Origin of the sequence: Sphingomonas canaveralia (assembly GCF_047238125.1) — a bacterium.
Classification (GTDB): domain Bacteria; phylum Pseudomonadota; class Alphaproteobacteria; order Sphingomonadales; family Sphingomonadaceae; genus JBDFMH01.
Genome location: NZ_JBDFMH010000001.1, coordinates 853,195 through 864,454, shown reverse-complemented (window position 1 = coordinate 864,454; position 11,260 = coordinate 853,195). Strand labels below are relative to the sequence as shown.

Annotated in this window: 7 protein-coding genes; 6 read left to right on the top strand and 1 reads right to left on the bottom strand. The window is 65.1% G+C overall.

Annotated features, from left to right (window positions below; all coding sequences use genetic code 11):
- Positions 1 to 27: 27 nt before the first annotated feature.
- The 3 genes from cysS (at position 28) to ABC347_RS04165 (ending at position 4,907) form a co-directional block, all read left to right on the top strand.
- Positions 28 to 1,539: a cysteine--tRNA ligase gene (cysS, locus tag ABC347_RS04175; RefSeq protein WP_413244480.1), complete on the top strand. Its 1,512-nt coding sequence runs from the start codon at positions 28 to 30 to the stop codon at positions 1,537 to 1,539.
- A gap of 176 nt (positions 1,540 to 1,715) precedes the next feature.
- Entirely contained in the window at positions 1,716 to 3,365 is a 1,650-nt protein-coding gene (locus ABC347_RS04170) for an acetolactate synthase large subunit (protein WP_413244479.1), read from the top strand.
- A 111-nt stretch (positions 3,366 to 3,476) separates the two neighbouring features.
- Positions 3,477 to 4,907, top strand: a complete 1,431-nt coding sequence (locus ABC347_RS04165; RefSeq protein ID WP_413244478.1) for an aldehyde dehydrogenase family protein — start codon at positions 3,477 to 3,479, stop codon at positions 4,905 to 4,907.
- 6 nt (positions 4,908 to 4,913) lie between these two features.
- Here ABC347_RS04165 and ABC347_RS04160 read toward each other — a convergent pair whose 3' ends face one another.
- Positions 4,914 to 5,606 carry a cyclic nucleotide-binding domain-containing protein gene (locus tag ABC347_RS04160; protein ID WP_413244477.1) on the bottom strand — a complete coding sequence of 231 codons (693 nt, stop codon included), beginning with the start codon at positions 5,604 to 5,606 and terminating at the stop codon, positions 4,914 to 4,916.
- Between the two features lie 233 nt (positions 5,607 to 5,839).
- Between ABC347_RS04160 and ABC347_RS04155 the strand changes: the two genes are divergently transcribed.
- The 3 genes from ABC347_RS04155 to ABC347_RS04145 are packed head-to-tail and all read left to right on the top strand — an operon-like array spanning position 5,840 to position 11,255.
- A complete protein-coding gene (locus ABC347_RS04155; protein WP_413244476.1) occupies positions 5,840 to 7,240 on the top strand; it encodes a multiheme c-type cytochrome in 1,401 nt (466 codons plus the stop codon).
- The gene (locus ABC347_RS04150; protein WP_413244475.1) at positions 7,237 to 9,234 is read left to right on the top strand and encodes a heme-binding protein; all 1,998 of its coding nucleotides are present in this window, start codon (positions 7,237 to 7,239) and stop codon (positions 9,232 to 9,234) included. The genes ABC347_RS04155 and ABC347_RS04150 overlap by 4 nt, the downstream gene beginning before the upstream one ends.
- Positions 9,234 to 11,255, top strand: a complete 2,022-nt coding sequence (locus tag ABC347_RS04145) for a hypothetical protein (RefSeq protein WP_413244474.1) — start codon at positions 9,234 to 9,236, stop codon at positions 11,253 to 11,255. Before ABC347_RS04150 ends, ABC347_RS04145 begins: the two co-directional genes overlap by 1 nt.
- The last annotated feature ends 5 nt before the right edge of the window (positions 11,256 to 11,260 follow it).

The following is an 11,260-nucleotide window of genomic DNA, read 5'->3' as shown; positions in this document are numbered from 1 at the left end:
GCGCCCTGCCGGCATTAAGGCCGCGCGATGACTGCCCCGCTCCGCCTGTTCGACAGCCTCACCCGCGAGATCCGCGAATTCCAGCCCATCGATCCTGCGATGGTGCGGCTCTACAGCTGCGGGCCGACCGTCTATAATTTCGCGCATCTCGGCAATCTGCGCGCCTACGTATTCACCGACACGCTGCGCCGCACGCTGAACTGGAAGGGCTGGCCGACCAACCACGTCATCAACATCACCGATGTCGGCCATCTTACATCGGATGCCGATGCCGGCGACGACAAGATGGAAGCTGCCGCCCAGGCTCAGAAGAAGACGATCTGGGAGATCGCCGCCTTCTACACCGCCGCGTTCAAGGACGATCTCGCCCGGCTGAACATCATGACGCCGACGCTGTGGAGCGTGGCGACCGACCATATCCAGGATATGATCGAGTTCGCCCGCGCGATCGAGGCGAACGGCTATGCCTATCGGCTGGACGGCGGTCTCTATTTCGATACCGCCAGGGCGCCCGACTATGGGCGGCTCGCCGGTGCGCGCGCGGATGAGGCGGTCGGCCGGATCGCCGAGGTCGAAGGCAAGCGCAGCCCGGCCGATTTCGCATTGTGGCGCACGTCGACGGCGGGCGAGCAGCGCCAGATGGAATGGCAATCGCCGTGGGGGCCGGGCGCGCCGGGCTGGCACCTCGAATGCTCGGTGATGAGTGCCAAATATCTCGGGGCGCAGTTCGACATCCACACCGGCGGTATCGATCACCGCGAGATCCACCACGTCAACGAGATCGCGCAAAACCAGGCGCATTCATGCAGCGCCGCCACCGGTGCCAACTGGTGGATGCACAATAATTTCCTGATCGATCGCGGCGGCAAGATGTCGAAGTCGGCAGGCGGCTTCGCGACGCTGCAATCGCTGGTCGATCGCGGCGTGCATCCCCTCGCCTATCGGCTCTTCTGCCTGTCGGGCCATTATCGCAGCGAGCTCGAGTTTTCACCGGACAATGTGCTGGCTGCCCTGACCCGGCTGAAGCGGCTGGCGATCGCGGTGGCGCAACTACGCGCCAAGGCTGGCAATGCCGGGTGGTCGGGCGTGCTCGATGATGCCGCCTTCAGCCGCGGTGCATCGCTATCCTATCAGCGCAGCGTGATTGAGGCGGGATTGCCCGCCGCTGCCTTGGCTCTGCTCGAACGATTCGATGCGGCCTTGGCCGATGATCTCGCTACGCCCCGCGCCTTGCCACTGCTGGACGAGGCGCTGGCTGCCAAGGCGATCGCACCGGGGGATCGGCTAAAGGTCGTGGCATCAATGGATCTTGTCCTGGGGCTGGGATTGCTCACCGTCGATCGCGCAGCGCTGCGCATCCGGCCGGCCGGCGCGGGCATCGATGCGGACGCGATCGAAACTGCTCTCGCCCAGCGTCTCGCCGCTCGCGCGGCGAAGGATTATGCGACGAGTGATGCGATCCGCGATCGGCTCGGCACGGCCGGGGTCGAGCTCATGGATGGCGATGCGCTTGGCTGGGACTGGAAGGTCTCGCTCTAGCGCCGAGGCGGCAAGCTGACCCTGATCGTAAGGGCCACGAATCGCTATCCCCTGCCCGCCTGATCGCGTAGCTATCGCCCCACACGGAGCAAATCCGGGGTCGCGTTCACGGCAGCATCTGGGCACGGCCCGCGAAGGGGACATCGCGGCCGCCGCCCGCAGGGGGAACAGGCGACATGGGTAGCAAGGCTTCCGATCTCTTCATCGAATGTCTGGAAGAAGAAGGCGTCGAATATATCTTCGGCGTCCCGGGCGAAGAGAATCTCGACATGCTGGACAGCCTGTCGCGATCGACCAAGATCAAGCTGATCCTGACCCGGCACGAACAGGGCGCCGGCTTCATGGCCGCCACCTATGGTCGCCACACCGGCAAGACCGGCGTCTGCATGGCGACGCTCGGTCCCGGCGCCACCAATCTCGTTACCGCTGCCGCCTATGCCCAGCTCGGCGGCATGCCGATCCTGATGGTGACCGGGCAGAAACCGATCAAGAAATCGAAGCAGGGCCGCTTCCAGATCCTCGACGTGGTCGACATGATGCGTCCGATCACCAAGTTCACGCATCAGCTTGCATCCGCGGACAATATCCCGAGCCGGGTGCGCGAGGCGTTCCGCCTGGCCGAAGAGGAGAAGCCGGGCGCCACCCACATCGAATTTCCCGAGGATGTCGCCGACGAGCATACCGACAGCCGTCCGCTAACCCCGTCGATCGCGCGCCGTCCGTCCGCTGAGGAAAAGGCGGTGCGCGCCGCCGTCAAGCTGCTCGAACAGGCGAAGTCGCCGATCCTGGTGCTGGGCGCCGGCGCCAACCGCAAGCTGACCGGGCGGATGCTGCTGCAACTGGTCGAGAAGACCGGCATCCCGTTTGTCACTACCCAGCTCGGCAAGGGCGTGATCGACGAAACCCATCCGCGTTTCGTCGGCTGCGCCGCGCTTTCGGCAGGGGATTTCGTCCACAAGGCCATCGAGAGCGCTGACCTGATCGTCAATATCGGCCACGACGTGATCGAAAAGCCGCCCTTCTTCATGAAGAATGGCGGCACCCCAGTGATCCACGTCTCCACCCGTTCGGCCGAGGTCGATCCGGTCTATTTCCCGACCGTCGAGGTGATCGGCGATATCGCCAACGCCATCTGGCAGATCAAGAACGACATCGTGCCGTCGGGCAGCTGGACGTTCGACAGGATGCTGGCCGCGCGCAAGGCGGAGGCGGAGCATACCGCCTCGATCGACGGAGATGATCGCTTCCCGATCTATCCGCCCTTCCTGGTCCGCAAGATCCGCGAAGCGATGCCGGCCGATGGCATCATCTGCCTCGATAACGGCGTCTACAAGATCTGGTTCGCGCGCAACTATGCCGCGCGCCAGCAGAATACCGTGCTGCTGGACAATGCGCTGGCCACGATGGGCGCGGGCCTGCCCTCCGCGATGGCCTCCGCGATGGTCTATCCGGATCGCAAGGTGATGGCGATCTGCGGCGATGGCGGCTTCATGATGAACAGCCAAGAGATGGAAACCGCCGTCCGCCTCGGCCTCAACATCACCGTGCTGATCCTGCGCGACGACAGCTATGGCATGATCCGCTGGAAGCAGGCGAACATGGGCTTCCAGGATTGGGGGCTGACCTATGGCAACCCCGATTTCGTGAAATATGCCGAAGCCTATGGCGCCAACGGCCACCGTGTGGAGGATGCGGCCGGCCTGCCCGCGCTGCTGAAGCAGTGCCTCGATACGCCTGGCGTGCACCTGATCGATTGCCCGGTCGACTATTCGGACAATGACCGCATTCTGAACAAGGACATCAAGGAATTGTCGGCGAAGCTGTAAGCGGAAGCCCCTCCCTGCAAGGGAGGGGTTGGGGTGGGTCAAGGCTGAAGCGCCGCGCCCCGCACACACTCACACCCGGCCCCTCCCGTCCAGGGAGGGGGAGAGAAGGCGATGACGCTCAAATCCACCTACCCGCTCTATCTGGCAAACGAGGCGCAGCAGCCCAATACCGACCTCGAAGTCACCGACAAATATACCGGCAAGGTGGCGACGCGGGTCGCGCTGGCGGATGCCAAGCTGATCGATGCGGGCATTCAGGCGGCAGTCGATGCGGCGGAAGACTGCGCGCGCATGCCCGCCTTCCAGCGCCAGGCGGTACTTCAGCACTGCGTCGATCGCTTCAAGGATCGGTCCGACGAACTGGCCGAAGCGCTGTGCGTGGAAGCTGGCAAGCCGATCAAGGACAGCCGCGGCGAGGTCACGCGGCTGATTGACACGTTCCGGATCGCCGCCGAGGAAAGCGTGCGAATGACGGGCGAGGTCCAGCCGCTCGACATTTCCCCCCGCGCCAAGGGCTATCAGGGAATGTGGAAGCGGGTGCCGATCGGGCCCTGCTCGTTCGTCTCACCGTTCAATTTCCCGCTGAACCTGGCTGCCCACAAGATCGCTCCGGCGATCGCGGTGGGCTGCCCGTTCGTAATGAAGCCTGCCAGCCGCACCCCGCTCGGCGCGCTGATCATGGGTGAGGTGCTGGCGGAGACCGATCTGCCGAAGGGCGCCTTCTCGATCCTGCCCGCGCACCGCGATGGGGCGGATCTGTTCACGACCGACGAGCGGTTGAAGCTGCTGTCCTTCACCGGCTCGCCGGATGTGGGCTGGGCGCTGAAGGCGAAGGCCGGCAAGAAGAAGGTCGTGCTCGAGCTCGGCGGCAATGCCGCGGTCGTGATCGATGCCGATGCGGATCTCGACGATGCGGTCGATCGCACGGTGTTCGGTGCTTTCTATCAATCGGGACAGAGCTGTATCGGTGTGCAGCGGATCATCGTCCATGCTGATGTCTATGACGCCTTCCGCGACAAGCTTGTGGCCAAGGCCAAGACGCTCGTGTCGGGCGATCCGCATGACGAGAATGTCTTCATCGGGCCGATGATCGACGAGAAGGAAGCGAGCCGGCTCGATTCGTGGATCCAGGAAGCGGTCGGCAAGGGTGCGGCCATCTTGTGTGGCGGCACGCGGAAGGGCGCCATGCTGGATGCGACGCTGCTCGAGAATGTGGATCGCGACACCAAGCTTAACCGCGAGGAGGCGTTCGGCCCGGTCGCCTTCTTCCAGCGCTTCACGACATGGAAAGAAGCGCTGGAGATTGTAAACGACAGTAAGTTCGGGCTGCAAGCCGGTATCTTCACGCGCGACATCTTCAAGATACTTGACGCTTGGGACGGGCTCGATGTCGGCGGTGTCGTCGTGAACGACGTGCCCAGCTACCGGGTCGATAACATGCCGTACGGCGGGGTGAAGGATTCGGGGCTCGGCCGCGAAGGCGTCCGTTTCGCGATGGAAGACATGACCGAGATCCGCAATCTCGTGATCCGGCGCCGCTGATCGCGGTCAGGCGGCCGCGCTGATTCGCGGCAGGCCGCCTGCTTCGGCCATCTTCATGTTCGACGAGCGCAGCTTGGCGATCAGGCTACCGAAGAAGCTGTTTTCCAGCGCCATCCGGATATCCGGATTCTCTTTGAGGAAACGGCGAAGCGCGGGCCCATCAACACACCACATCCGCGCCGCACCATCGAGCGAGACGGTGGCAGTGGCGCCCGACTGGTCGAGCACCGTCATCTCGCCGACCAGCGTCGGCGCGGTGGCGGTGGCGATCCACATGCCGCGGCTGGAAACGGCGGCGGTGCCGTCCGCGAGATAGAACAGGTTACCGACCGGTTCGCCCTCACGGGTCAGGACCTCGCCGGCCTTGCCGTCCAGCCACACGCCCTGGTCGATCAGCTGGCGCGCCTGGCGCCGGTCGAGAGTGCCGAACGCGCTTTCGACCATGCGCTGCTCTTCCGGATTGAACCGCAGCCGCAGATTGCGGATCGCCAGCAGTGCCGCCTGGAACAGCGCGACGCCGGCGCCCGCCAGGAACAGTGCTCCTGCGAACGGGACATCGTCGGCCCAGGCCAGCGCCGCCAGCGCGATCGCCATCACCGCCAGTGCGACCCGGCTGCCAGCGATATGCGGCAGCAGCGCGGCGAGACCCGCCAGCGCCGCGAGCCCCCACAGGCCGGTCGTTCCCAACAGGTCGCCCAAGATGCGAAACCCCTTCCCTTGCCGGTCATCTATTGTCCACAGCGAGCGCGCGGAATCAAATAAGGAATCGGTGAGACCGCAATTGTGGGAATTGTTGCCGCCTGCTGGCCAAAGATTGCCCGGTGCTCGCCGATTCCGGTTGCCAGTGCCGCGCGGATCGCCATAAAAGCGAGCAAACGGGGTCGCTTCTTGGGGAACTAGCGGTCCGGCCGACAGGCCGGAAGGGGAGCGTCATGTCGGGGGAACTCGGGGCCAGATCGGCTTGGTGGGTCGGCACGCTCGTCTGCGTGCTGGTCGTGATGGCCATTGCCGCATTCGCTGCGGGCTTCGGCGGCGCTTCACCCGAAGCGGTCGCCCAGTCGCGCGGCGGCTCGGTGCATGTCGGCGTCGCCTCCTGCTCGGGATCCACGTGCCACGGCCGCCAGGAAGGCAATGGCAAAGTCGTCCGCCAGGATGAGCTGCTGCGCTGGCAGGAGGATTCCAGCCCCACTGGCGCACACAGTCGCGCCTTCCGGATCCTCAGCGAGCCGCGCAGCGTCGCGATTGCGCAGCGGCTGGGACTCGGCTCGGCGGCGTCTTCACCCACATGCCTCGGTTGCCACGCCGATCCTGCCGCCGCCGGCCGCGGCCCACGGTTCCAGCTTTCGGACGGCGTCGGCTGCGAAGCCTGCCATGGCGGCGCGCAGAATTGGCTGGCAAGCCATTATGCTGTCGGCGCGAGCCATCAAGGCAATGTCGCGCGCGGCATGATCCCGCTCGAAAACGCGCGTGCCCGCGCCGAAGTCTGCCTCGATTGCCATTTCGGCTCGGCCTCGAGCGGCCAGTTCGTCAACCACCGGATCATGGCTGCCGGGCATCCGCGCATCTCGTTCGAACTTGATCTCTTCACGACGCTGCAACAACATCATGACGAGGATGGCGATTACGCCCGCCGCAAGGGCCGCAGCAACGGCGTGAAGACCTGGGCGGTCGGCCAGGCGGTGGCGCTTGATCGAGCGCTCACCCTCTTCCAGAACGCCAATCTCGGCCAGGAAGGCATCTTCCCGGAATTCTATTTCTTCGATTGCCACACCTGCCATCGCCGCATCTCGGACGATGCCGGCGCCCGACCCGGCAAGCTGGCGAATCCGGGTCGCCCGATCCCTGCGGGCATGCCGGCGTTCAACGACGAGAACATGATCATGCTCTCGGCGGCCGTCCGCGCGGCAGCACCCGGGCTTTCCGCACGGTTCGAAGCCGATAGCCGTGCCTTCCATGCCGCGATCGCGCAAGGGCGGCCCGCGGCGCTGAAGGCCGCCGCGAAGCTGGGCGCGACCGCCGAAGCGCTTGCCACCAGCTTCAACCAGGCCAGCTTCGATCGCGCGCAGACCTTTGCGATCATCGATAGCATCGCCAGCGGCGCCACCGCCGCCCGCTACACCGATTATGAAGGCAGCGTGCAGGCCGTCATGGCGACGGACACGCTGCTGAACGCGCTCGTCAATGCCGGCTATGTCGGTGCCGGGTCAGCCGGCACGATCCGCGCCGACATCAACCGCGCCTATCAGGCGGTGCGCGATCCCAATGATTACCGCCCGCTGGACTTCCGCGCCTCGCTCGCGCGGGCCGCGTCCGCGATCCGGGCCCTCAGATGAACCGCCGCCTTCGCCTCGTATCGGGTGTCACCACGCTCGCGCTCGTCCTTGCGTCATGCGGGGGTGGCGGAGGATCGACTTCGCCAGCGGCCAACCCGCCCCAACCGCAGACTCCGGCAAGCGTGTTCACGCCGCCTGCGCAGGAAGCGCTGACCGTGGCCGAGGTCGAGCGGATCATCGCGCAGGCGGTGGCCGAAGCGCGCGCGCGCAACCTGCCTTCCACCATCGCGGTGGTGGACCGCGTCGGCAACGTTCTGGCGGTGTTCAACATGACCGGCGCCCGCGCCCGCGCGCAGGCGAACCCCGGTCCGGGCGGCAATTTCGACGTGCAGGCGGTCGATTTTCCGGCCTCGATGGGCGCGATCGCCAAGGCAATCACCGGCGCCTATCTGTCGTCGAGCGGCAACGCCTTTTCGACCCGCACGGCCAGCTTCATCATCCAGCAGCATTTTCCGCTGTCCCCGAATACCGTGGGACTGGAATCGGGGCCGCTGTTCGGGGTGCAGTTCTCCTCGCTTCCATGCTCTGATCTTAACACGCGTTTCGCTGCGGCCGGGGGCGCCACCGCGCTGATCGGGCCGAAGCGGTCGCCACTCGGCCTTTCGGCCGACCCGGGCGGGTTGCCGATCTACAAGAATGGCGTCGTGGTCGGCGGCGTCGGGATCATGGGCGATGGCCGGTACGGGGATGATCCTAACGTCCTCGATATCGATGATGATGCGGAAGAATATATCGCGCTGGCAGGCACGGTCGGCTTCGATGCGCCCGAGACGATCCGCGCCAACCGCATCTCGATCGACGGCACTACGCTGCGCTATGTCGATGCTACGCCGGATCGCTTCTCCAGCCAGCCTGCCTCCGCGCCGCCGTTCGCCAGCATCAACGGCAGCCAGGGCTCGCTGATCCGCGTGCGCGGTTATTTCGGCGAGACCGGCACGCCCACGATTCTGGCCGGCACTGCCTATGGCAGCGAGGCATCGGGCGTCCGCCGCGCATCGGCAAGCGAGTTCAGCTATACCGACGCCTATCTCCTGTCCGACGGATCAGGCAGCAACCGCTATCCGCCGCGCGCGGGGACCGACGCTGGTGACATCACTCAGCCGTTGACGGCCGCGGAGACGCGCGCCCTGCTCGAAGAAGCGTTCCTCATCATGAGCCGGGCCCGCGCTGCAATCCGCCAGCCGCAGGACAGCCGTGCCCAAGTCACGATCTCGGTCGTGGATACACGCGGCGCGATCCTCGGGATCGTGCGCGGGCCCGATGCGCCCCTCTTCGGTACCGATGTCTCCCTTCAGAAGGCGCGCACCGCCACCTTCTTCTCCGCGCCTTTCGCTGGTAGCGAACTGCTCCAGCACCCGTTGGCCGATGTGCAGGATCGCGTGCGCCAGGTCCGCACTTTCCTGAACGATCCGGCTGCGCTGACCGGCAAGACCGCCTTTTCGGATCGCGCCAACGGCAATCTGTCGCGCCCCTATTTCCCGGATGGGCAGGTGGGCACGGCGCCCGGCCCGTTCTCGCGCCCGATCAGCGAGTTCAACCCGTTTGCGACCGGGCTCCAGTCGGCGCTGATCGTTACCAACCTGGCGGAACATATCTTCTTCGTGCAGAATTCTGGCGCGGGCGGCGGTGGCGCGATCAATAATGATACGCCGCGGCGCTGCACCCGGATGCCCGATGTGGCGGGCACCGGCACCAACCGGCTCGCTAACGGCATTCAGATCTTCCCGGGCAGCGTCCCTATCTATCGGGGAAACACGCTGATCGGCGGCATCGGCATCTCGGGTGACGGCATCGATCAGGATGACATGATCTCCTTCCTGGGGCTTGCCAATGCCGGGCGCCGGCTCGGCGGCTTCGGTCATGCCGCGCCGGAAATGCGTGCCGATCGGATCGTGATCCCGGTCAACGGCACCGATGTGCGGCTGCGCTATGTCAGCTGCCCATTCGCGCCGTTCGTGGACACGTCCGAACAGAATGTGTGCCAGGGCATCTGATGATCGTTCCCGGCTCCCTCGTCTCGCTCGCCGCCGTGGCGACCGGTTCGCTGGACCGGTCTCCGGCTGCGCTCCTGCCGATCACGCTGATCGTCTCACAGGAGACCGCGCCGCCCGCCGGGGATCCCGCGCCGGCTGATCCCGCGTCCGCTGCTGGGCCGGAAATCCAGGGGCCGCCCGCCCCGTCCCCGGTCGCAGCCGATGCGCCGTCTGCTGATGCGGCTTCGCCCGATCCCGCAGTGGGCGATCCCGCGCTGGCCGATGCACCCGCGGTCGATGCCGATGGCGCGCTGCTCGATGGCCGGCGCCGCCCGGGCGTGCAGGAAAAACTGCCCGATCGGGTGACGCAGGAAAATGTCGGTGCGGTCCGCCCGCCCCCGCCTGAGGCTTTTCCGGTGGACCAGATCCCGGTGCCCGATCGCTGGCGGCTGATCGAGAGCCTGGGCGTCGTCAAGGAACGCTGGTTCGATCCGTACAACCAGAATGTACTGAAGGGCGATCGGCCGCTTTCGAAGGAAAAGATGCCGTCCTGGCTGCGCTGGCTACCGATAAAGGGCGATGACTGGTTTTTCATCGTCAACGCGGTGTCGGATACGATCGTGGAACCGCGCTCCTTCCCCGTGCCGGTCGGCGTTCAGACGACCGAGCGGCCTGATTCTAATGATCTTTTCGGGCGCGCGGATAGCTTCGTGGCGGCGCAGACCTTCATCACCGGCGTATCGCTGGTCAAGGGATCAACCGCGTACAAGCCGCCGGACATCGAGTATCGCGTCACCCTCGCATTCCAGGAGAATTTCGCCGACATCAGCGAGCGGCGGATCCTGTTCGTGCAGCCCGCGCGCAAATCGCGACGTCTGGACGGCTTCGTCGGCGTGCAGGAAGCTTTCATCGACAAGCACCTGCGCAACGTATCGGACCGCTACGACTTCGATTCGGTCCGCGTCGGCATCCAGCCTTTCCAAGCCGATTTCCGCGGTTTCCTGTTCAACGATAACCAGCTCGGCGTGCGTCTGTTCGGCAATCGCGACAACAACCGCTACCAGTATAATCTGGCGGCTTTCTGGCGTCTGGAAAAGGACACCAACTCCGGTCTCAATGATGTCACGCGCCGCCCGCGTGATGATGCGGTGTTCTTCGCCAATCTGTTCGCGCAGGATTTCCCGTTTCCCGGGCTGACCAGCCAGGTGTCCGCCACCTACAACCTCAACCGCGAGCGCAACGATCCCGTCACGATCGACGACAACGGCTTTCCGGTGCGCCCGGCGCTGCTGGGATCGCTGCGCGCGCGCGATTATGACGTTGTCTATCTCGGCTATTCCAACGATGGCCGGATCGGTCGCATGAACCTCACGTCGAGCGCCTATTTCGCGTTCGGCGAGGACCGCAACAGCATCTTCACCGACAAGCCGGCCAATATCCGCGCCTTCTTCGCCGCGGCAGAGGCAAGCTACGACGTCGACTGGATGCGCTTTCGCCTGTCCGGCCTTTACGCCAGCGGTGACAGTAACCCGTATGACAACAAGGAAACCGGGTTCGACGCCATCTTCGAAAATCCGATCTTCGCCGGCGCCGATACCAGCTACTGGATCCGCCAGACGATCCCGTTCGCGGGCGGCGGCCGCGCGGTCGGCATCAACGGCCGCAACGGCATCCTCGCCTCGCTGCGTTCGTCGAAGGAACAGGGGCAGTCGAACTTCAACAATCCGGGCACGATGCTGCTCGGCGTCGGCGCGGATTTCGACGTGCTGCCCGAATTCCGGATTTCGACGAACGTCAACCATCTCTGGTTCGAGGATACGGCGACGCTGAGGGCGCTGCGGAACGAAGGCTCGATCCCCAAGGAGATCGGGTGGGACGTATCGGCCGCGGCGATCTACCGGCCGAATTTCATCCAGAATTCGGTGTTCCGCCTGTCGGCCGCGGTGCTCGATCCCGGCAAGGGCTTCTCCGACCTGTTCACCAACAACCGCAGGGACGATCGCTATTATTCGGTCCTGCTCAACGTGATCCTGAGCTTCTGATGGGC

Excerpts from the sequence above, each read along its gene's own strand:
- ABC347_RS04145 (WP_413244474.1), top strand. The coding sequence starts at position 9,234 with ATGATCGTTCCCGGCTCCCTCGTCTCGCTCGCCGCCGTGGCGACCGGT.
- ABC347_RS04155 (WP_413244476.1), top strand. The coding sequence starts at position 5,840 with ATGTCGGGGGAACTCGGGGCCAGATCGGCTTGGTGGGTCGGCACGCTC.
- ABC347_RS04150 (WP_413244475.1), top strand. The coding sequence starts at position 7,237 with ATGAACCGCCGCCTTCGCCTCGTATCGGGTGTCACCACGCTCGCGCTC.
- ABC347_RS04165 (WP_413244478.1), top strand. The coding sequence starts at position 3,477 with ATGACGCTCAAATCCACCTACCCGCTCTATCTGGCAAACGAGGCGCAG.
- ABC347_RS04170 (WP_413244479.1), top strand. The coding sequence starts at position 1,716 with ATGGGTAGCAAGGCTTCCGATCTCTTCATCGAATGTCTGGAAGAAGAA.
- cysS (WP_413244480.1), top strand. The coding sequence starts at position 28 with ATGACTGCCCCGCTCCGCCTGTTCGACAGCCTCACCCGCGAGATCCGC.